The organism is Pseudomonas sp. Marseille-QA0892 (assembly GCF_054950135.1).
Genome location: NZ_CM143104.1, coordinates 1,018,732 through 1,039,799, shown reverse-complemented (window position 1 = coordinate 1,039,799; position 21,068 = coordinate 1,018,732). Strand labels below are relative to the sequence as shown.

Annotated in this window: 23 protein-coding genes; 8 read left to right on the top strand and 15 right to left on the bottom strand. The window is 60.9% G+C overall.

Annotation, left to right across the window (positions count from 1 at the left end; translation table 11 throughout):
* Positions 1 to 9: 9 nt before the first annotated feature.
* Positions 10 to 480, bottom strand: a complete 471-nt coding sequence (locus ACY8D3_RS04660) for a bacteriohemerythrin (protein WP_462382041.1) — start codon at positions 478 to 480, stop codon at positions 10 to 12.
* A 161-nt stretch (positions 481 to 641) separates the two neighbouring features.
* Between ACY8D3_RS04660 and ACY8D3_RS04655 the strand changes: the two genes are divergently transcribed.
* Genes ACY8D3_RS04655 through ACY8D3_RS04645 form a run of 3 tightly spaced genes read left to right on the top strand, consistent with a single transcriptional unit; the run spans position 642 to position 3,318 of the window.
* Positions 642 to 1,796, top strand: a complete 1,155-nt coding sequence (locus ACY8D3_RS04655; RefSeq protein WP_462382039.1) for a metallophosphoesterase — start codon at positions 642 to 644, stop codon at positions 1,794 to 1,796.
* The gene (locus tag ACY8D3_RS04650) at positions 1,793 to 2,689 is read left to right on the top strand and encodes a PhzF family phenazine biosynthesis protein (RefSeq protein WP_462382037.1); all 897 of its coding nucleotides are present in this window, start codon (positions 1,793 to 1,795) and stop codon (positions 2,687 to 2,689) included. The genes ACY8D3_RS04655 and ACY8D3_RS04650 overlap by 4 nt, the downstream gene beginning before the upstream one ends.
* A 56-nt stretch (positions 2,690 to 2,745) precedes the next feature.
* Positions 2,746 to 3,318 carry a cysteine hydrolase family protein gene (locus ACY8D3_RS04645; protein ID WP_462382035.1) on the top strand — a complete coding sequence of 191 codons (573 nt, stop codon included), beginning with the start codon at positions 2,746 to 2,748 and terminating at the stop codon, positions 3,316 to 3,318.
* Positions 3,319 to 3,385: 67 nt separating this feature from the next.
* On the opposite strand, the gene ACY8D3_RS04640 is transcribed toward ACY8D3_RS04645, so the two are convergent.
* From ACY8D3_RS04640 to ACY8D3_RS04605, 8 genes are all read right to left on the bottom strand, one after another.
* The gene (locus ACY8D3_RS04640) at positions 3,386 to 5,230 is read right to left on the bottom strand and encodes a S9 family peptidase (protein ID WP_462382033.1); all 1,845 of its coding nucleotides are present in this window, start codon (positions 5,228 to 5,230) and stop codon (positions 3,386 to 3,388) included.
* Positions 5,231 to 5,305: 75 nt separating this feature from the next.
* Complete coding sequence (gene pqqE, locus ACY8D3_RS04635; protein WP_462382031.1) at positions 5,306 to 6,442, bottom strand: pyrroloquinoline quinone biosynthesis protein PqqE; 1,137 nt, start codon at positions 6,440 to 6,442, stop codon at positions 5,306 to 5,308.
* 81 nt (positions 6,443 to 6,523) lie between these two features.
* Entirely contained in the window at positions 6,524 to 6,799 is a 276-nt protein-coding gene (pqqD, locus tag ACY8D3_RS04630) for a pyrroloquinoline quinone biosynthesis peptide chaperone PqqD (RefSeq protein ID WP_462382030.1), read from the bottom strand.
* Positions 6,796 to 7,548, bottom strand: a complete 753-nt coding sequence (pqqC, locus tag ACY8D3_RS04625; protein ID WP_462382028.1) for a pyrroloquinoline-quinone synthase PqqC — start codon at positions 7,546 to 7,548, stop codon at positions 6,796 to 6,798. The genes pqqD and pqqC overlap by 4 nt, the downstream gene beginning before the upstream one ends.
* A 10-nt stretch (positions 7,549 to 7,558) precedes the next feature.
* Positions 7,559 to 8,470, bottom strand: a complete 912-nt coding sequence (pqqB, locus tag ACY8D3_RS04620; protein WP_462382026.1) for a pyrroloquinoline quinone biosynthesis protein PqqB — start codon at positions 8,468 to 8,470, stop codon at positions 7,559 to 7,561.
* 78 nt (positions 8,471 to 8,548) lie between these two features.
* Positions 8,549 to 8,620, bottom strand: coding sequence for a pyrroloquinoline quinone precursor peptide PqqA (pqqA, locus tag ACY8D3_RS04615; protein WP_188982961.1), 72 nt, complete (start codon positions 8,618 to 8,620; stop codon positions 8,549 to 8,551).
* 132 nt (positions 8,621 to 8,752) lie between these two features.
* Positions 8,753 to 9,352 carry an NAD(P)H:quinone oxidoreductase gene (wrbA, locus tag ACY8D3_RS04610; RefSeq protein ID WP_462382024.1) on the bottom strand — a complete coding sequence of 200 codons (600 nt, stop codon included), beginning with the start codon at positions 9,350 to 9,352 and terminating at the stop codon, positions 8,753 to 8,755.
* A 118-nt stretch (positions 9,353 to 9,470) separates the two neighbouring features.
* Complete coding sequence (locus tag ACY8D3_RS04605) at positions 9,471 to 10,688, bottom strand: phospholipase D-like domain-containing protein (RefSeq protein WP_462382022.1); 1,218 nt, start codon at positions 10,686 to 10,688, stop codon at positions 9,471 to 9,473.
* Positions 10,689 to 10,923: 235 nt separating this feature from the next.
* Between ACY8D3_RS04605 and ACY8D3_RS04600 the strand changes: the two genes are divergently transcribed.
* A complete protein-coding gene (locus ACY8D3_RS04600) occupies positions 10,924 to 11,682 on the top strand; it encodes a GNAT family N-acetyltransferase (RefSeq protein WP_462382020.1) in 759 nt (252 codons plus the stop codon).
* A gap of 105 nt (positions 11,683 to 11,787) precedes the next feature.
* Positions 11,788 to 12,555 carry a lysophospholipid acyltransferase family protein gene (locus tag ACY8D3_RS04595; protein ID WP_462382018.1) on the top strand — a complete coding sequence of 256 codons (768 nt, stop codon included), beginning with the start codon at positions 11,788 to 11,790 and terminating at the stop codon, positions 12,553 to 12,555.
* A gap of 4 nt (positions 12,556 to 12,559) precedes the next feature.
* Here ACY8D3_RS04595 and ACY8D3_RS04590 read toward each other — a convergent pair whose 3' ends face one another.
* Positions 12,560 to 13,411: a universal stress protein gene (locus ACY8D3_RS04590; protein ID WP_462382016.1), complete on the bottom strand. Its 852-nt coding sequence runs from the start codon at positions 13,409 to 13,411 to the stop codon at positions 12,560 to 12,562.
* 134 nt (positions 13,412 to 13,545) lie between these two features.
* Positions 13,546 to 14,166 carry an acyl carrier protein phosphodiesterase gene (locus tag ACY8D3_RS04585; RefSeq protein ID WP_462382014.1) on the bottom strand — a complete coding sequence of 207 codons (621 nt, stop codon included), beginning with the start codon at positions 14,164 to 14,166 and terminating at the stop codon, positions 13,546 to 13,548.
* 110 nt (positions 14,167 to 14,276) lie between these two features.
* Here ACY8D3_RS04585 and ACY8D3_RS04580 point away from each other — a divergent pair, with 110 nt between their 5' ends.
* Positions 14,277 to 14,645 (top strand): ArsR/SmtB family transcription factor, encoded by a 369-nt coding sequence (locus tag ACY8D3_RS04580; protein ID WP_462382012.1) that lies wholly within the window; start codon positions 14,277 to 14,279, stop codon positions 14,643 to 14,645.
* A 20-nt stretch (positions 14,646 to 14,665) separates the two neighbouring features.
* Positions 14,666 to 15,715: an alkene reductase gene (locus ACY8D3_RS04575; protein WP_462382010.1), complete on the top strand. Its 1,050-nt coding sequence runs from the start codon at positions 14,666 to 14,668 to the stop codon at positions 15,713 to 15,715.
* Positions 15,716 to 15,806: 91 nt separating this feature from the next.
* Here the strand turns inward: ACY8D3_RS04575 and ACY8D3_RS04570 are convergent, their stop codons facing one another.
* Complete coding sequence (locus tag ACY8D3_RS04570; RefSeq protein WP_462382008.1) at positions 15,807 to 16,412, bottom strand: cysteine hydrolase family protein; 606 nt, start codon at positions 16,410 to 16,412, stop codon at positions 15,807 to 15,809.
* Between the two features lie 146 nt (positions 16,413 to 16,558).
* A complete protein-coding gene (locus ACY8D3_RS04565; RefSeq protein ID WP_462382006.1) occupies positions 16,559 to 17,707 on the bottom strand; it encodes a DUF1615 domain-containing protein in 1,149 nt (382 codons plus the stop codon).
* Positions 17,708 to 17,848: 141 nt separating this feature from the next.
* Between ACY8D3_RS04565 and cysZ the strand changes: the two genes are divergently transcribed.
* On the top strand, positions 17,849 to 18,610 hold the full coding sequence (gene cysZ, locus ACY8D3_RS04560) for a sulfate transporter CysZ (RefSeq protein ID WP_462382004.1): 762 nt from the start codon (positions 17,849 to 17,851) through the stop codon (positions 18,608 to 18,610).
* A 45-nt stretch (positions 18,611 to 18,655) separates the two neighbouring features.
* Here cysZ and ACY8D3_RS04555 read toward each other — a convergent pair whose 3' ends face one another.
* Positions 18,656 to 20,260, bottom strand: a complete 1,605-nt coding sequence (locus ACY8D3_RS04555) for an inorganic phosphate transporter (RefSeq protein ID WP_462382002.1) — start codon at positions 20,258 to 20,260, stop codon at positions 18,656 to 18,658.
* A gap of 192 nt (positions 20,261 to 20,452) precedes the next feature.
* Complete coding sequence (locus ACY8D3_RS04550) at positions 20,453 to 20,938, bottom strand: FKBP-type peptidyl-prolyl cis-trans isomerase (protein WP_462382000.1); 486 nt, start codon at positions 20,936 to 20,938, stop codon at positions 20,453 to 20,455.
* Between the last annotated feature and the right edge of the window lie 130 nt (positions 20,939 to 21,068).

Genomic DNA, 21,068 nt, shown 5'->3' with positions numbered 1-21,068 from the left:
CCGGTTTTACTAGGCGGCATGGTGGAAGAAGCGTTTGACCGCGCGGGCCAGCCAGCCTTGAGGCGAGCTATCCGTGGTCAGGCGCTGGAGGTTGCGGCTCACCGCTTCGACGTAGTTCCGATCGTCATTGCGGATGTGGCTGATGAGCCAGCGCCCGAGCGTTTCACGTAATTCGAGGGTGATGTCCTCGCCGTCCTTGAAACGGCTCCTCAGTCCCTCGACACGCTTGATGAATACCTCATGGACACGCTTGTGAGCACGGCTGAAGCGGTAGCCGGCCTCTTCCATCAAGGCTTCCTCAAAAGCGAAATGCGAGATCGTGTAGTCGAGCAATTCGTTGACCACGTCCTCCGTGGTGTGGCCACTAACACCCGACTGTACGTCCTCGAGCCAGTTGATCATCTCGATGATACGGCGATGCTGTTGATCGATGACATCGATGCCGGTGTCAAGATCATGCTCCCAGGCGAGGTACGCCATGTTGTCCCCTCCTCCATGTTGTCGGTCCAGCATAAGAACGACCCGCGCGGGGCGCATTGATCGGAATCAACACCACAGCGCGATATCGACACGCTGCCAGGCTTCCGTTGCGCTCACGGCATCGCTAGGCTGGTCGATCCAAAGCGAAAGGTAACCGCCGTATGTTCCGATCTCGCCTGACCATGCTGTCCATACTGGGCGCGCTCCACCTCCTGGTCGCTGTTTCGTTGATTCCCTTCCTGCCTGTGCCGCCGGCCATGAAGGTATTGGCAGCGCTCCTACTCCTCGCCTCGTTCATTCTGCTACCGATAGGATTTCGCTCGCGCGGCATCGACTCCAAGGCCCTCGCCTGGGCCAGCCTCATGGCGATGGGAATATTCTCGAGCCTTGCGGTCTTCTCGATCGTGCGTGGTGTCGTTCTGGCCGTCGCGGCGTTGGCGGGCGTCGCGATAGCCGGCCCGTGGGCGGAATATTCGGCCGTCGCGGTGCTCGTCGCCGTCGCCATCGAAACCGTGTTCGGTCTCTTCTTCGCGCGCCGGCTGGCACCGGTGAAAACAGTCGACATCCCGCTGGGCAACCTGGCGCCCGCGTTCGACGGATTCACGATCGTCCAGATCAGTGACATCCATGTAGGGCCGACCATCAAACATGCCTACATTCGCCGCATCGTCGATCGCGTGAACAGCCTCGACGCCGATTACGTAGCCGTTACCGGCGACCTTGTAGACGGAAGCGTTCAGCAGCTTTCATCGCACATCGCCCCTTTGGGCGATATACGGGGTCGAAGCGGCGTAGGCGTCGTCACCGGCAATCACGAATACTACTCCGGTGCCCCAGCCTGGGTGGCGGAGCTGCGGCGCATGGGGCTGCCGGTATTGATGAACGAACATCGAGTGATAGAGCGCGACGGCGCCCAACTGGTCATCGCCGGAATCACGGACTATTCGGCCGGCATGTTCGAGCCTTCCCATCGCAGCGACCCGCAAGCGGCGGTACGAGGTGCACCGGCTGAGGCGTGCAAAGTGCTGCTCGCCCACCAGCCGCGCTCGGCGAAGGACGCGGAACAGGCCGGGTTTGATCTCCAGCTTTCCGGCCACACGCACGGTGGGCAATTCTGGCCGTGGATTCACTTCGTCCGGCTACAGCAGCCATGGGTCGCCGGCATCCACCACCTTGGCCGGCTGACGGTCTACATCAGCCGCGGTACCGGTTACTGGGGCCCGCCGATCCGCTTCGCTGCGCCGTCCGAAATTACCCGCATTCGCCTAAGGGCCAGCTCCGCGACCAGCCCTTCGACACAAGGAAACAACCGATGAACCGGCGCTTCAAACAGGTAGATGTTTTCACCCAGGTACCGTTTCGCGGCAATCCGCTTGCGGTTGTGATGGAGGCCGAAGGTCTGGACGACGCGCAGATGCGCGCTATCGCTCGCTGGACCAATCTCTCGGAAACGACCTTCGTCCTGCCCCCGACCACCGGCGAGGCGGATTATCGCGTGCGGATCTTCACGCCGGACGTCGAGCTTCCATTCGCCGGTCACCCGACGCTCGGCACCGCGCACGCCCTGCTGGAAGCCGGACTGCGACCGCACTCAGCCGAACGACTGGTCCAGGAATGTGCGGCCGGCATGATTACTCTGGAGACCCACACAGACCGCTCGCTGGCTTTCCGCGCGCCGATGGCTGCCGTAGCGCCATTCGATGGAGCAGAACGTGAAATCCTGCAGCGCGCACTCGCGCATAGCTCGCTGGCGTCAGGCTTCGAACCCATGAAAGTGGACGCTGGGATCCGCTGGCTATGCGTGCGGCTGGCTTCGCTGGCGGACTGCCTCGACGCGCGGCCCGACCTCGACGCGCTGACCGAGCTACTCGCTCGGACGCAGGCGACAGGCCTGGCGACCTATGTCCCCCATCCAGACACCCTGATAGCCGACTACGAAATCAGAACGTTCCTTTCCGAAAATGGCCGACTGGTCGAAGATCCGGTTACTGGCTCGGCCAACGCCTGCCTGGCGCGGCTGCTGCAGCATCTGGACTTCCCGGATGCCGCTGTCACACGCGACGGCTATCGCGCCCGGCAGGGAACACGCCTGCAGCGTGACGGTCGAGTGAATGTCATCTACCGCGACGGCGATCCATGGATCGGCGGGCATAGCGTCACGATCATTGACGGCACATTTTCGACCGGGGCGGCCTGGCCGCGCGCGTAAGCAATGCCCCGTCTCAATGCGAGACGTCCCACGTCTCGCCCATCCTGGAGGACTCCATGACGACCGCTTTTATTGGCCTCGACTACATCGTCGATATCACTCACCCAGACGGCAAGATGGCGGGCGCGGCCCAGCAGGTCATCGATCGGGACGTCATCGCCAAGGCCAACCGAGCGTTGGCGATTGCGAAGGAGAAAGGCTGGCTTACCGTACTGGTCAAGGTCGGCTTCGCCAAGGGCTATCCCGATCAGCCCAAGCACTCCAAACTGTTCGGCAAGGCGCACGAATACGGTGTGCTGGAGGAAGGCAGCCCGGGGATGGAATTCCACCCTGACCTGGATGCAGACAAGGCCGACCTCGTCATCGTGAAGCCCCGTGTTAACGCGTTCTACGGCACCAACCTCGATCCGGCCCTACGCGCACGTGGCGTAACGCGTGTCGTCATTGCCGGTGTCAGCACCATGATGGCGGTCCAAAGTGCTGCGCGCGATGCACACGACCGTGATTATGAAACCCTGATCCTCGAAGAAGCCTGTGCAGCGGCGAACGAGGCCGACCATAGCGACTCCATCCGCACGCTTGGCACCGTGACCGATGTTGTCACGTTGGAAGCACTCGAAAAGCTCTAATGCGTCAAGGCGTTGCAGCCTGTCATGGCTTGCCCGGTGGCAGGCTTCAGCCCACCACCGGATCCCGTCACATGCATCGCTGGTAAAAGGCGAGTTCCTTTTCCATCACATCGGCAAGATTGGCCGCTTGCCGGAAGCCGTGCCGCTCTTCGGGATACAGGTGGTATTCCACCTGTATCCCGTTCTGGCGAAGCGCCCGAACCATGCTCTCGGTCTGTTCTGGGACGACGACCGCATCGCGGCCGCCCTGGAAAAAGATGACCGGTGTGCGGATCTGGTCGGCGTGCAACAGCGGAGTGCGCGCCTCATAGCGATCACGGTCAAAATCCGGGTCGCCAATGAGCCATTGCAGATAGTCTCCCTCGAATTTATGCGTGGCCCCTGCCAACGTGATGGGATCGCTTACGCCGTACAAACTGGCACCCGCGCGGAACCGATTCGAGAACGCCAGCGCGCATAGAGCGGTGTACCCGCCTGCGCTGCCACCCCGGATAAACGCGCGCTCCCCATCAACAAGGCCACGCGCCGACAGGGCATCCACCGCCGCTACGGCATCCTCTACGTCGGATACGCCCCATTGCTGCCTGAGCGCGAACCGGTAGGCACGGCCGTAGCCGCTGCTGCCGCGATAGTTCAAGTCAGCAACTGCGAAGCCTCGCTGTGTCCAGAATTGAATGCGGGGGTCGAAGACAGGATAGGAAGCAGAGGTCGGCCCGCCATGAAGGAAAACCACCAGTGGCGGCCGATCGTCGACGGATGCTGAGGCAACGCGGGAGGTCGGTGCATAAAAGAAGCCAAAGCCATGCGCATTGCCGGCCGGGAAGTCGAACGCTTCTGGCATGGACAGATCTTCCGGCGCGAGCGCTACCTGGCCGCCCGCCAGCGTCCGCACTTCACCGCTTGCCTTATCGACCGCGATTACTGCAGGGCCGCACGAAGGGCCTGCTGCGATGGCGTAATAGCTGGACGCATCAAATGACAGCGCGCGAAACCGCGTAAACGCGTCGGCCAGCACACGGTGGCTCGTCTCTGTCCACTCAACCAACCGCCCAACACCTTGTTCGAATCGGCACGCAATGTACCCACTTTTTACCGGTATATAGCTTGAGCCGCCCAGCTGCCATGGCGCCGCTGCGTGGTCAAAATTCCCTGCGGCAGCGTCGCGCACCCAGTTGTCGCCCTGCTCGCGCCAGGGTTGCCACCAACCCTCTTGATCGCTGAGACAGTGAAGTGCGCCGGATTCATCGAATCGTGGCTGCTGGAGCGACTCATTGCCCGCCCCACCTGCGACGACGACAGGCGTTCCCCAGCCATCACCGGACCGATGCGCGACACACAATTTTGTAGAGGTCCAGGGTTGCTCGGGGCAGTTCCATTCGATCCATGCCAGGCGTTGGCCATCTGAGCTGATTGCGGGGGACGCATAAAAGTCAGCCCCTTCGGAAATCAGCGTCCGTGAGCCGTCGCTGATTGACAACGCAACCAGCCGATGGCGTATCGGCGTGCCGGCCGTTTCTTCGATACACAGGATGGCATGAGCAAACGCGTCGAACTGAACGTCGCCGTAGCGGCAGGCATCCTGTGAAGAAAGCCGCCGGGCGGCCGTTGAATCGAGCGCCTGCAGATAGACCTGCTGATCGGCCTCGTTGACGAACGCAACGCCATCACGCGTTACGCAGAACGCGCCGCCGCCATATTCATAGACGCGACTTCGGATCGAAAACGCGTCCGGCGTGAGTGAGCGCGCCTGCCCGGCCTGCCAGAACCATAGGGTGCAGCGTCCATCCTGCGGACGGTAATCCACCCAGAACACACCGCCATGACCCGCTCTCAGCTCAGCGAAATCGCCGCTGGCCGAAGCGGCTTTTTCGGCGGTCCAGTCACTAGGCCAAAAGCCGTACGGAATGGTCATGGGAATCCCCTGCAGGTTGAATGTGGTTGTCCGGCCGCGCTTCACGGCGCTCACGGCGCCTGCGATTCATGACAGTCAGGCCTTGGCGATGATGCGCGATGCCTTCTCGTTTCGGTATTGAAGTCGGTCCATGCCGAGCGCTGCCCGCTCGGCCTCTTCACGTGCGGCGAGAATGATGCCGTGATGCTCGGACTTGCTGCAGACAGGATCTGCATTCTCAGCATTGCCGGTCAGCATGAAGGCCTGGCAGCGGCACCCACCGAAGTCCCGCTCTTTCTCGTCGCAGGACCGGCACGGTTCAGGCATCCAGTCGTAGCCGCGGAAACGGTTGAAGCCGAACGATTCGTACCAGATGTGCTTGAGGCTGGCGTCCTTGATGTTCGGAAACTGCACCGGCAGCTGGCGTGCGCTGTGACATGGCAGGGCCGTGCCGTCGGGCGTAATGTCCAGGAACAGATTGCCCCAGCCATTCATGCACGCCTTCGGGCGCTCTTCGTAGTAGTCAGGGGTGACGAAGATGAGCTTGCACGGGTGCCCCTGGGCTTCGAGTTTCGCTCGCCACTCATTGGTGATGCGTTCAGCACGCTCTAGTTGCGCCTTAGTCGGCAGCAGACCCGCGCGATTCAGCTCGGCCCAGCCATAGAATTGACAGGTGGCCAGCTCGACGAAGTCTGCTTCAAGCTCGATGCACAGCTCGATGATGCGGTCGATGTTGTCGATATTGTGCCGATGGGTCACGAAGTTCAGCACCATGGGATACCCATGCGCCTTCACCGCACGCGCCATCTCGAGCTTGTGCGCAAATGCCTTGCGGGAACCGGCAAGCAGGTTGTTCACTTCCTCATCGGCTGCCTGGAAGCTGATCTGGATATGATCCAGGCCCGCTTCGGCGAACTCGGCAATACGTGCCTCAGTGAGCCCGATGCCGGATGTGATCAGGTTTGTGTAGTAGCCCATGTCTCGGGCTGCCTTGATCAGCTGCCCCAGATCCTGGCGTACCAGCGGCTCGCCACCCGAAAATCCCAGCTGTGCAGCGCCCAGCTCCCGAGCCTGCCGAAACACCTCGATCCACTGTTCGGTCGACAGCTCTGCGCCCTGCTTGGCGAAATCCACGGGGTTGGAACAGTACGGACACTGCAAGGGACAGCGGTACGTCAGCTCCGCTAGTAGCCAGAATGGCGGCCCTACGTTTACATCTGGAGAAACGGTCATGGCATCTCGTGGTGTCGGAGCTTCGGGTAAGCGGCCGCCCGAATAGACGGCGCCTGTTTGCTCACCGCGAACGCCTGCGCGCTAGCGCAGTTCGATCCAGTGCTTGTCACGGGCAATCCCGAGAAATTCGATCACGTCGTCCCTGAGGGTCGACACGCCAGGGAACTGCGCTTCCAGCAGCCCGACGATGGCGGCAACGTCGTGCTGCCCATCAACCTGCTTGAGGATCTCGGCGGCACTGCCGTTCAGCTTGATCATGCCTTCGGGATAGAGCAGTACGTGTGCATCCTGGGCGGGTTCGAACTGGAAGCGATAGCCCCGTCGAAAGGCGGGAACCTGGGTCGATTCGATACTCACAGCTCGATTCCTCGATGCCAGACACGTTGATTGGTGACGGTGTGATACGGCGGCCGCTTCAGTTCGTAGGCCATGCTCATGGCGTCGAGCATCGTCCATAGAATGTCCAGCTTGAACTGCAGGATCTCGAGCATTCGCGCCTGCGCGTCGCGCGTCGTGTAGTGCTCGAGTGTAATGCGCAGGCCGTGTTCGACATCCCGGCGCGCCTGCCCAAGGCGATTTCGGAAGTAGTCGTAACCGGCTGGGTCGATCCACGGATAGTGAGTGGGCCAACTGTCGAGGCGAGATTGGTGAATCTGTGGAGCAAACAGTTCAGTCAGCGAACTGCTTGCCGCTTCCTGCCACGTCGCCCGGCGTGCGAAGGTCACGTACGCGTCTACCGCAAAGCGCACACCCGGTAGCACCAGCTCTTGGGAAAGCACCTGGTCGCGGTCCAACCCGACCGCTTCGGCAAGGCGCAGCCACGCTTCGATACCGCCCTCCTCGCCTGGCGCACCATCATGGTCAAGAATGCGTTGGACCCACTCCCGTCGGATGTCGCGGTCCGGGCAGTTCGCCAGAATCGCCGCGTCCTTGAGCGGAATGTTGACCTGATAGTAAAAGCGGTTGGCGACCCACCCCTGTATCTGTTCGCGCGTAGCGCGGCCTTCATACATCGCCACGTGATAGGGGTGGTGGATATGGTAATAGTCGCCCTTGGCGCGCAGGGCCTGCTCGAACGCTTCCGGCGTCATCGCTGCCGCTGTCATAGGTCTGTCCTCACAACTCGATCCCCATGCCGTCAAAGGCCACTTCGATGCCGTGGTCCGCAAGCACCTTCCGCTCCGCCGAATCTTCGTCGAGGATCGGATTGGTGTTGTTGATATGGATAAGCACCTTGCGTGGCTTTTCCAGCCCGTCCAGCACTTCGATCATGCCACCTGGGCCGCTCTGGGCCAGGTGGCCCATTTCCTGGCCAGTCTTGGTGCCGACACCGCGTGTCTGCATCTCGTCATCGGTCCAGAGGGTGCCGTCAACCAGGACGCAATCGGCGTCGCGCATCATGGCCAGCAAGCCATCATCGACCTTGCCCAGCCCGGGTGCGTAAAACAGCGTTCCGCCGGTCACGGTGTCCTCTACGAGCAGCCCGATGTTGTCGCCGGGATGCGGGTCGAAGCGGTGCGGCGAATAAGGTGGCGCCGCGCTGCGCAATGGAATGGGCGTGAATCGCAAGGCGGGGCAAGCCGGAATGGTGAACCTCGCGTCGAGATCGATGCGATTCCAGCGCAACCCGCCATTCCAATGCTCCAGCATATTGAACAGTGGGAAACCAGTCGTCAGGTCCTGATGGACCATGTCGGTGCACCAGACCTCATGAGGGCATCCTTCGCGCAGGGTGAGCAGCCCGGTGGTGTGATCGATCTGGCTGTCCATCAGCACGATCCCGCGGATGGCCGTATCTCTCAGCGCACGTGCCGGCTGGAGCGTTGGGAAGCTCTCGAGCTGGGCACGAATGTCGGGCGAGGCGTTGCAGAGAATCCAGTCGACGCCATTGTCAGACAACGCGATCGAGGATTGCGTACGCGCCTGGGCGTTGAGGGTGCCGGCGCGAAGACCCGTGCAGTTAGGGCAGTTGCAATTCCACTGAGGGAAGCCGCCGCCTGCTGCAGAGCCAAGAATGTGGATATGCATTCACAAGGTCCTGAAAAAGAAAATGCCCCGACGCTCGAAGCGTCAGAAACGCTCGGGCGACCGGGGCATCACACGCAATTAGCGGTTTGCGAAGTACAGCGTAACTTCGAAGCCGATGCGCAGATCGGTGAATTCAGGTTTGGTCCACATGATCATTACCTCTCTTGATGACGTTGAAAATGACTCAACGCGGCCGATTGTACGTGCCTCAATGCGGTTTGCAGAGCGGCATCGTTACAACAGACCGTTTCAACGGACCGTAAGTGCGGCTCGGAATGTAACTCAATCGAACAGCTTGGCCGCCGTCTTTGCCACCAGCTCACCCTGATGGCGCGCACCTTCGAGTTCAATTGCGCTGGGCTGACGGGAGCCATCGCCTGCGGCGATCGTGGTTGCACCGTAGGGTGAACCGCCGACGATTTCATCGAGTGTCATTTGGCCCTGGTGACTGTAGGGCAGACCAACTACGACCATTCCGAAATGCAGCAGGTTGGTGATGATGGAGAACAGCGTGGTTTCCTGGCCACCATGCTGGGAAGCCGTCGACGTGAACGCGGCGCCCACCTTCCCGTTCAACGCTCCCTTCGCCCACAGCCCACCGGCCTGGTCAAGAAATGCGGCCATCTGACTGGCGATGCGCCCGAATCGCGTCGGCGTGCCAATGATGATGGCATCGTACTCGGCCAGTTCGGCCACGGTCGCAATCGGTGCCGCCTGGTCGAGCTTGAAATGCGCAGCTTTCGCCACGTCAGCCGGCGCGGTTTCCGGCACCCGCTTCACGTCGACCTGGGCCCCTGCCGCACGAGCGCCTTCTGCAACGGCGTTCGCCATCGTTTCGATATGACCATAGGTCGAATAGTAGAGCACCAGCACTTTAGCCATGACGTTTCTCCTGACGGTTATAGAAGGATTGAGACCAACAATGTCATAGGAAAGCCGAACGATCAGCGCAAATCCTCGACCGGTTCTATCGAAAGACTTGAACGGACGTACCTTCGGATCAGCGTTTCCGACTGAGTACGTGGATGACGATGCGATCCAGCCAACCCCAGAGCCGCTGGTAGATACGTGTACGCAACGGGCGCGCGCGCCACTGGGCCAAGCTTATTTCGCGGCTGACCTTAAAGTCTGCGGCGAGGCATTCGCGAACCTGCGCGATGAATGCAGGGTCAAGGGACTCGAGGTTGTTTTCGAGATTCCAGCGTAGATTCCAGTGGTCGAAGTTGCACGAACCGACACTGACCCACTCATCCACCAGCACCATCTTCATGTGCGTGAACCGTGGGCGATACTCGAAGATTCGAACACCTGCGCGTAGCAGACGCGGATAGTAGCGTTGCCCAGCGAATCGGACAGAAGGATGGTCGGTATTGCGACTAGTTAGCAGTAGCCGCACGTCCACGCCGCGTCTCGCTGCTTTCATCAGCGCTCGCCGAACGCGCCAGGTTGGCAGGAAATAAGGGGTGGCCAACCAGACGGTGCGCTCGGCCCGCGTGAGATTGCCCACCAGGGCGCGAAGGATATCGCGATGTTCGCGCGAGGCCGCATACGCCACCCGTCCGTAGCCGGTCCGGTCGTCGTCGGCCGGGACCGGCGGCAGGCGCGATGGCCGAAGCGGTAACCTCGGCGACCAAAAGCGACGCCGCTTGCAATGTGCCCAAACTTGGTCAAAGAGTACACGCCAGTCCACAAGCAGCGGTCCATTGATCTCCACCATCACGTCATGCCATGGGGATTCCTGGTCCGGCAGCCAGAATTCATCCGTGGAGCCTGCGCCACCCACGTAGCCCACCGTATCGTCGACCAGCAGCAGCTTGCGGTGGTCGCGAAACAGGTTGGCCCAACCCCTGCGAATATGCAGTGGGTTGTAGTACACCACTTCGATACCGGCATCCGTGAGACGGGACCGAGTTTGGTTGCCCAGCTTCAGTGACCCGAAGCCGTCGAAGAGACATCGAATGTTTACGCCTCTCCCGGCCGCAGCGACGAGGCTGTCCGTTAGGCGCTCGCTACAGCGGCCGTCTTCAATCAGATACAACTCGAGTTCGATTCGCTCCCTGGCGGCATCGATGGCCGCAAGCATTCGGGGAAAGAAGCGCTCGCCATCGATAAGAAGTTCGAAGCGGTTGCCACCACGCCAGGGGAAAACTCGGCTGACCTCATCCTCGACGAGGGCTCGCGTGGCTCGGGTGGTCAAGCGGTCGAGCGAAGGGGACATGAAGGCCATTCCTTGGATGGGCGGACACGCACTCCGGTTCGCCAGCCCACTATAGGCCGAAGTGCTCATGTAGGAGTTCCGTTGCCTCCAGATCAGGTCGGGGTGTCACTGATTCATCACGGTCCCGTCACAGTGACGACACCGCGCTTTTCTAGTCTGGCCCCGCCTGCGCCGTATCGCTTGGAGAAGCGGTGCGTCGCGTAAGGCTGCATTCGGTCCTCTCTGGAGTCTCGACATGGCCTCGACTGCCTGCCGCATCCTTCCCGTTCGCCGCCTGCAAGCAGAGCGCCTGACTTCACCGTCGGCCCTTCGCGAGGCCCAGGCACTTCGCTTTCGTGTCTTCGGCTCTGAATTTGGTGCCTCGTTCGCGGACGCCAGCCCATCAGCGAATGGGCTCGATATCGACGACTTTGACGCCCATTGCACGCATCTGGGTGTACGTGACTTGGCCTCCGGCGCGTTGGTGGCCACTACTCGGCTGCTTGACCATCGCAGCGCAGCACGACTGGGCCGTTTCTACAGTGAAGGCGAATTCGCCTTGCAGGGGCTCCTCCAACTGGAAGGTCCAATCCTCGAGATTGGCCGCACGTGCGTCGACTCGGCCTATCGTAACGGAGGGACGATCGCGGTGCTCTGGAGCGAGCTGTCTGAAGTTTTGAATGAAGGCCACTACCGATATCTCATGGGTTGCGCGAGCATTTCCATGAAAGATGGCGGAATCCAGGCGGAAGCCATCATGCGGCGGCTTCGACCCGCTCACCTGTGCAATCAGCACCTGACTGCCATACCGCGCACACCGTTACCGGCGTTGCAGTTGCCGGAGCAAGTGACGACCGAGTTGCCGCCTCTACTCAAGGCCTATATGCGCCTGGGTGCGAAGATATGCGGCGAACCATGCTGGGATCGGGAGTTTCAGACGGCGGATGTCTTCGTGCTGCTCAAGCGGGACGATTTGTGCCCTCGCTACGCTCGACACTTCAAGACGGCCGTCTGACGGCCCGGCCCACTACCTGAACGCGGCGCCAACGCGTGCCCGCGATCGCTTGCCGGATTCGCCCCAAGTCGGTAAGAAGGGCGAGCATTACCGGAACGGATCTGGATGAAGACCTTACTAAGCTATTTGCGGCTGGTGCGCCTCACAGGCGTGTTGCTGTACGGCGTGATGTTGGCCCTGGCGGCATGCATTCTGGAGCGGTTCACCCACGGCCGTCTTGCGCTACGTCAGCGCCTTTGTAGCCATTTCATGAAGGCGCTCGCGGCGGCGCTGCCATTCAAGGTACGCGTAGAAGGCCACCTGCCAGACGAACCTATGCTCTGGATATCGAACCATGTTTCATGGACGGATATTCCGTTCATCGGCCAACTGGCGCCATTATCCTTCCTGTCGAAAGCCGAAGTGCGCGAATGGCCCTTGGCGGGCTGGCTGGCTCGTCATGGCGGCACCCTGTTCATTCGACGCGGTGCGGGGGAGCTACAGTCATTGAACAGTCAGATAGGGGAATACCTGGATGGTAGCCACCCCGTGGTGCTGTTCCCTGAAGGGACCACCAGCGATGGCCTGTCGCTGCTGCCGTTTCACGGTCGGCTCCTGACTGCTGCGGTCGAACGCGGCGTGCCGCTGCAACCGGTCGCCATCGCTTATCGCCGAAACGGGCTGCCCTGCCCTATCGCGCCCTTTATCGGCGACGATGCGCTGCCCACCCACCTTCTGCGGATGATGCGTGCCGAGCGCGCCGAAGTCGTGATTACCCTCCTGCCGCCTGTGAGCAGCCAGGGGCTCGGCCGAACCGAGTTGGCCCGCCAGGCACGGCGGGCAATTTATGAAGCACTGGACCTCCCTGAGACGTCGGCAGCGAATGCTGCCTGAGCAATCAGTGCGGTTCCGCAGGTGGTACGGTGAGGATGTCGCAGTCGAGGCTGGCAAGCAGGGAGCTTGCGACGCTACCGATCATCAGGCGCTGAACGCCGCTGCGTGCATGGGTTCCGACTACCAGGAGGTCAGCATTGGTGAATTGCAGCTGATCACCGATGACGCGCCTGGGCTCGCCTTCCCTTACATAGAGGCGCTGTTCGGGAACAGCTGGCTCGATCTGGGCCAACTGTGCTTTTGCTTTGCGCCTGGCTTCGGCAAGCATCTCGTCGACAAGGCGCGGGTCGGGCACGACCTCTGCCATGGCGCCGATGGGCACCAGTTCTGCCGCATGAACCACGTCGAACTCCTGCTCCTGAAGTACCCCAAGCCGACAGGCCGTGCGCAGCGCATCGAGCGACACCGGTGACAGATCGATAGCTACCAACGACCGCGCATAGTCCTGCAATGCCGGGCGTGCGACACGCAACACCGGCAAGCGACTGCTACGGATGACCCGCTCTACCGTCGTACCCAGGAAGAAATCGCGAAGCGCGGACTTGCGATGTGCGCCGACTACCAGCAGATCCGCACCGAACTGATGCGCAGCCTTGAGGATGGTTGGCTCGACGTCGCCGCTGATCACGATTATCTCGGGCTCCGTCCCATGCTGGCTGCCCAGACGTTCCGCCGATGCCTTCAACAGGGTTTTCGCATGCTCGACGTGCCGAGCGGTCAGTTCGGCCGGCGCATCGTTGTCCACGACGTGCACCAGTGCCCACCGCCCGCCAAGGCTGCGTACCAACCGGGCAGCACGGTCAATGGCTGGGTTGGATCGCTCGGAAAGGTCGGTTGCTACGAGGATGTTGATCATGCCGTTCTCCTTGCTGACGAGAGGGTCGCAGGTTCATTGAACGTCAGAAATCATCTGAACACACTGACGTGGATCAGGGCCGCCGGCGCCACCGGTTGCCTCCGCATCGCTGCGTGACCCAAAGCGTTCGACCATCAAGCCGGACGGTTATTTCGGCGCAGAACGCCGCCGTCATCAGGTAGCACAGGGTAGCGGTCCGCGAATGCCATGAGTTCAGGAAAGAATGCCTGGAAGTCTGCGCTCAGGGGCTCGTACAACGCTTCGAGCTCTTCATACGCACCGGCCAGCCATTCGGGACGGCTAAGGCGCCGACTCATGCCAGCGATGACGTCGCGCAGCACTTCGAAATCCCGATAGCTACCCAGCCAGTCCTGCGCCGCCATACGTGGCGCAATGGTCGCAAGTCGGGCCGGCAACGCAGGCTCGTCAGCCAGGACCTGATAGACCCTGGCCGTAAACTGGTCGAGCGGAACATCAGAATGTAGCGACCAGTCCCGCGCCAGGCAGTGGTCAAAAAAGACGTCCACCACAATGCCCGCGAACCGACGCCGCGCGGCTGGAAACCGCGCCTTGCCCTGCCGGACGCATGGGTGAGCGTCTGTGAACGCATCGATTGCGCGGTGCAGGCGGATGGAGCGCTCTACCTCCGCGGGCCAGTCGCCATTCAAAGGGCCTTTGACAAAGTCGCCGTAGAGGCTGCCCAGAAGCTGATCGGGCTTGGGCCCGCCGAGCAGGAGATGCGCAAGATAATTCATGGCGACAGATTAGGCCCTTCTTCGCGCGTTCAGTCATATTGATTGCATCGATGGGAGTCATCGATTTCCAGGGATCGTCATATCGCGATATCTCGATATACAGTGCAGGCATGTCAAAGCATGACCTAACGCCTGCCTCCGTCGATCTTGATGCGATCCTCAAGGCCCTCGCTCACCCACTTCGTCGGGAGATGCTGGTCTGGATGAAAGAGCCCGAGCGCTATTTCTCACCTCAGCAGCGCCCCTTCGACGTAGGCGTGTGCGCAGGCAAGTTCGACGAACGTTGTGGCCTGTCCCAATCCACCGTATCCGCGCACCTTGCCACGCTGCAACGCGCCGGCCTCGTTACGGGCCGGCGCGTTGGTCAATGGACCTTTTTTCAACGGGACGAAGCGAACCTGCGTGCGTTTTTCGGCGCACTGCAGGCTCAGCTCGATCCCACCGTGCTTCCGGATGACGTCGACGCCATTCAATCCTGACCCTCAGATGGAGCTTAGATATGCCCACGCTTTTTGACCCGATTCGTATCGGCGAGCTGGAACTGGCCAACCGCATCATCATGGCCCCGCTCACCCGATGCCGCGCCGACGAAGGCCGCGTACCGAATGCACTTATGGCCGAGTATTACAGCCAGCGCGCTTCTGCCGGCCTGATCCTGAGCGAAGCGACATCGGTCACGCCCATGGGGGTCGGCTACCCGGACACGCCCGGGATCTGGTCCGAAGAGCAGATTGCCGGCTGGCGCAACATCACACGTGCCGTTCATGCCAATGGTGGCAAGATCGTACTGCAGCTGTGGCACGTAGGTCGTATTTCCGACCCGGTCTATCTGGACGGTGGACTGCCAGTCGCGCCCAGCGCCATCAAGCCGGCCGGTCACGTCAGCCTCGTTCGCCCGATGAAGGACTACGAGACACCTCGTGCCCTGGAGACTGACGAAATCGCCGACATCGTTGAGGCCTATCGCAAGGGCGCCGAGAACGCCAAGGCCGCTGGCTTTGATGGCGTCGAGATCCACGGCGCGAATGGCTACCTGCTCGACCAGTTCCTCCAGGACAGCACCAATACGCGCACCGACCCGTACGGTGGCTCCCTGGAAAACCGTGCACGCCTTATGCTTGAAGTGACCGATGCGGCAATTTCGGTATGGGGCGCAGGCCGTGTCGGCGTGCACCTTTCGCCGCGTGCCGATGCCCATGACATGGGGGACTCGAACCGCGCCGAAACGTTTGGCTACGTGGCGCGCGAACTCGGCAAGCGCAACGTCGCGTTCATCTGCACCCGTGAACATGAAGCCGATGACAGCCTGACCCCATCCCTTAAGGAAGCATTCGGCGGCATCGTGATTGCAAACGAGAGCTTCACCAAGGATCAGGCCAATGCGTGGCTGGCAGCTGGCAAGGCCGACGCCGTTGCCTTCGGCAAGACCTTCATCGCCAACCCGGACCTACCTGCACGCCTTGAGCAGAACGCACCGCTCAATGAGCAGGATCCGAGCACCTTCTATGCTTCAGGCCCGGTCGGTTACATCGACTACCCTCGCCTGTAATCGGCTCCGCGCTGATCAACGCCCGCCGCCCGCTGCGTTCATGCCGCAGCCGGCGGGCTTTTTTTTCGGGCAACCACCAAAAGCCCGAGCGCTAACCGGCTTCGAGCTCAGCCAGAAATTCACGGTGGGTCATGGGCCGAGAGAACATGGCGAAGTCCCGCTGGGTCGCCACACGCTGTTCTTCTTCAGTGACAGTGGCCGTGCAGTCGACCAGCGTGACGACGCGGTATCCGCGCTCATAAGCCGAGCGCATCGTCGATTCCACGCAGCAGTTGGTCAGCAACCCGGCGATGGCAAGGTCCGTGATGCCGCGCGCGCGAAGGATGAAATCCAGATCGGTGGACATGAAACAATCCAACCCTTTCTTACCTTCGATGATGATGTCGCCTTGCTGTGGCGCAAGCTCGTCAATGATCTGAGCGCCCCATGAGCCTTTCTTGAACGCACCGGAATCGACGACCCCCTTGAGGATCCCGTAGGGCTCACGGGGAAGCTCCGGATAACCCTCGGCAAACGAGATCGGCGCCAGCATCATCGTCGCACCGAGTTGCCGCGCTTCTCGCGCCAAGGCGAGGCTATTGGCAACCATGCCGGTACTCTCGACGACATCCTTGACGGCCCCGTACTGGGCGCCGTCAGGCTTGAGGAAATCGTTCTGGTACTCGATGAGCAAGACGGCGGTCGTTTCAGGATTCATGCTTACCTCCAACATGGACAGTGGGCGGACAGGTCCGGCCGGGTAGGTCCGGCCGGCCAGGTGGTGTGCGCGGCTCCTCAGCGTAGCCGACAGCTGAAGACGACCCGATGACGCTGCAACGCGATACAACCATCCAGGTTTACTGATCAACTGCCGCCAGCCCGCGCCATGCAACGCTTCCAACGGCTGTCGACCCGCTCCGCGAACCAGGCGGTCGTCAGGTTACGCGTGATCTTTGGGCTCTCCAGCCGAATACCGGGTAATACGGCACGGGGTAGCGTCTTCCCTGTCTTGCTTTCAGCCAGCGCGAACACCTGACGGTATAGCTCAGTTGTCTCGAAGCGCTCCTCGGTGCCCCTCTCAAGGGCGCGGCGGATTTCCGCTTCGCTCATACCGAAGCGAGGCCCAAGGCGTCGCACTGCCATTTCGGTGCTTCCTGCCTTCGATGAGCCATGAATGATCACGTCGCCATCGAGCGCCAGCTTGACACCGGTCGCACGGCTGACGGCTGCCTGGAACGCCGCGTTGCGACTGGCATAACGGCCGGCATTGAAATCGGCGAAGCGGTAAAGCATGCGGTCGTAATTCGCTGGATAGCCCAGCAGATGCGCAATGCCGAAGTACATTCCGCCACGCCGCGTGAATACTTCGCGCCGGATGGTATTGTCGCCCTGCACCGGATAGCCGCGCGCGTTTTCTTCGGCAAATGCGATGCTGACCTGCATGGGTCCACCGGTACGGACCGGATTGAAACGCCCGAATAGTAGCTGCCCCAGCGGCACCCGACTGATGAGATCTTCAAAAACCGCGCTCAATTCGCCCTCAGTGCGGACCTTGCCGAGCCGCTCCGCGTAGCTGCGACCATCAGACGATGGAACCCTGAGCGCAGCGTCGACCAGAAAGGTCGGCACCTTCAGAGCCGAGGCGCGCCGATCAATCTCTGCGCGGGCGATTTTCGGCAGACCAGGCACGGGCGGGTCGGCACGGAAGGTGGATTCCTGCTCCGTTACCGCGATCGCAGCACAAACGTTCTCATCGGTCGGCTCGATACCCTGGATTCGAAAGGCCAGTTCCATGTCTTCTGCCCACCCCTGCTTGTCAGGTGTTTTCGACGGCAGGAGCCGCACGATGTCGGAGCGGATCACCGAGGCTGGGCGATCGACGCCACCTTCCGGTGACTTCACACCGCATCCAGCGAGCGCCAGGCAGAAGCAGACCGCACCCGCGCCGCGCCATCTTGTAACGCTGCGGACGGCGACCGCCCAATAAAGAAGAGGAGACGTCATGTAGGCCATTCAAGGTCGGGATAGCCTCTTTGGCAACACATGTGCCGATTGGTGCAACAACGAGAGCCCCGTTGCGTTCAGATGCGATCTCCCCGCTTTCGAGCGCCGCGTAAAGTCAGGTAACGTCTACGCATCTACCTGGAGTTTGCCATGCCTCTACCACCTGTTCTGTCTGGCCCCCAATACCTGCGCGAAGGGCTTCGCCTCATGCTCAGCCCTGGTCTTCGCATGTTCGTGATCCTTCCGCTCACGATCAATTTACTGGTGTTCATTGGCCTGTTCTGGCTCGCAGTCGCTCAGTTCGACAGCTGGGTGAATACGTTCATGCCCACGCTACCGTCGGCGCTGCAGTTCCTTGAATACGTGCTTTGGCCACTGTTCGTACTGCTGGTACTGGCGCTCGTCTACTTCACGTTTAATCTGGTCGCGACATTCATTGCGTCCCCCTTCAACGGCTTTCTGGCGGAAAAGGTGGAAGTCGTCGCGCGCGGCCATGACCACTTTCCGCCCTTCAGCTGGGGCGAGCTGTTCGCGATGGTGCCCCGCACGATCGGCCGCGAGCTCCGCAAGCTGCGTTACTTCCTACCACGGGCGCTTGCGCTGCTTGTGCTGTCTTTCATACCGGTCGTGAACCTGATCGCGGCACCGCTCTGGATTCTGTTCAGTGTCTGGATGATGGCGGTGCAATACATCGACTACCCTGCCGACAACAACAAACTCGGTTGGGAGGACATGATGGCCTGGCTGCGCGAACGTCGTTGGCGCAGCCTGAGTTTCGGCGGGAGCGTCTACCTCGTTCTGCTCATCCCGTTCGTGAATATCGTGCTCATGCCGGCCGCAGTGGCGGGCGCAGCGCTGTTTTGGGTGCGCGAGGGAGGGCCTCGTCCGCCGGAAAGAGACTTGATTCACTGATCCATGAAAAAGGCGCCCTAGGCGCCTTTTTCATGGCGGTGACTATCAGAACAGACTGCGCAGGATCACGAACGCGCCAGCTGCGAGGAGTGCAGCTGCGGGCAAGGTGATCACCCAGGCCAGGGCGATTGGTCTCATCAGCGCCCAGTTCGTGCTGTGGTTGACCATGCCGATTCCCAGCACGGCGCCAATTAGAATGTGCGTACTGGATACGGGCAATCCGAGCAACGAGGCGAGCATTACGACTGCTGCTGCCGCCAGTTCGGCAGAAAAACCGGACGCCGGGTGCATCGCCGTCAGGTTATGGCCCACCGTTGCGATGACCTCCTTGCCGATGAACCACAGCCCAACGATCAGCGCGACACCGAAGGCGATCATCGCAATCGGCGGGATCGCCGCTTCGGAGCCGACCTCGCCCGTGCGCAAGACATCGAGGATCGCGACGAATGGCCCAATGGCGTTGGCGATGTCGTTCGAGCCATGGCTGAAGGCGAAACCGGAGGCCGTGAAGACCTGCATCCAGCTAAAGAGCAGGAACGTGGCGCGGCCCAGCGACTCGCTCTTGAGTGTGCGGGCAAAGATGAACGTGCCCATCCAGACTGCAGCTCCGATCATGCCCATGATCAGGTAGTTATGCAGCGTGGTAAGTCCGAGATGCATGTTCTTCAGGCCCTTGAAGAGCAGCATCGATGAAATGATCATGGCGCCTACCGCTGCGATGATCGGTACCCAGGCCTCAAGCGCGCGATGCGCGTGAACGTCGCCGCGTTTCTGGTCGATCTTGTACATGTCGCGGTAGTAGTCGGATTCCAGATCTTCGGCCTGGAAGTCTCGGTCCTGAATCACCTGGACGTCCCGCGCCATCATATGGGTGTAGGAAATCTTCTGGATCTCGGACAATCGCTCGAACGCTTCCTTGTGCCTGCGCTTGTGGGCGCGCTTCTCTTCCTTGATCTGCTTGAGACGCGACTCGGCGTCATCGTTGTAGCTCAGGATGTGCTTCTTGATCTGCCCGAACAGTACATACGCCACGACGCCGCCCAGCAGCGGCGAGACCACCCACGAGATCGCGATCTGGCCGATCTTGTCCCATTGCACCAAAGCGAACGCCGTTGAGGCGCCGCTCATGATGATCCCCAGCGCAATCGAACTGCCGACAATCGCGCCGACGATGGAGTGGGTTGTCGATACCGGGTAACCCTTTCGGGTAGCGAACAGCAGCCAGAACGCGGCGGCGATCAGCGCTGACATCATGATGAAGACGAAATCCATGGGTGCAACACCCATGGTCCCAAGGTCAACGATGCCGCCCCGGATCGTGCTGGTTACCTCACCACCGGCAATGACCGCGCCGCTGACTTCGAACACGGCCGCGACCAGCAATGCCTGGCGGATCGTGAGCGTTCCGGCTCCTACGCTCGTGCCGAAGGAATTGGCGACGTCATTCCCGCCGATATTGAAGGCCATGAACAGGCCGAACAAGGTGGCAAGCACGAACAGGAACGTGTGGTTACCCTCGATGTAGCCCATTCCCCAATAAAGGAAATAGAGCCCGACGGCGAACATGAGCGCTGCAAAAAAAAGACTTGTTTTGGAGATGCCGGAAGCGCCGGCCACTGCTGTACCGCTCGAAGCCGAGTGATTGGCCATGGAAGCCCTCGCTGGGAGATGTTCCGAAGTAACGAGCGCCGCCAATGCCAGAGGGACGGCTGTGGCTTTCATCATATGTTTCAGAAAGTGACAGAAAGATTTACATAATGTGACAAGCCAATCTCATATCCACCGAAGTCAATCTGGACGCAAAAAAAAGCGCCCCGTAGGGCGCTTTTCCATCACGTGCGATTAGTGGTGATGACCGCCTTCGCCGTGAATGTGTCCATGAGCCACTTCTTCAGCGCTGGCGTCGCGAATGTCGACGACCTTCACTTCGAAGTTCAAACGCTGGCCAGCCAGCGGATGGTTGCCGTCGACCGTTACGTCATCCCCGTCGATGTCGCGAATGGTGACGATCTGCATACTGCCGTCGGGACCGGAAGCGTGGAACTGCATGCCGACTTCGAGCTCGTCGACGCCTTCGAACATGGAGCGGTTGAGATTGGCGACCAGCTCGGCACTGTATTCACCATAGGCGTCGGCCGGCTCGACGGAGACGTTCAGCTCGTCACCGACGGACTTGCCTTCGAGGGCCTTCTCCAGGCCGCCGATGATGTTGCCGGCACCGTGGAGGTAAACCAGCGGAGCGCCACCCTGGGAGCTGTCGAGAACCTCGCCAGCATCGTTCTTCAGGGTGTAGTCGATAGAGACTGCCTTGTTGGCGGCGATCAGCATGGGGCAAAGACCTTTGGTATAGATAAATGAAGAGCCAAGTCTAAACGTCCAATCGCGCGATTGCGAATCGACGCAAGATAAATTGGCCCCGCCTGGCCGGCTATCGCTGCACAATGAGCTGAAAACCTTC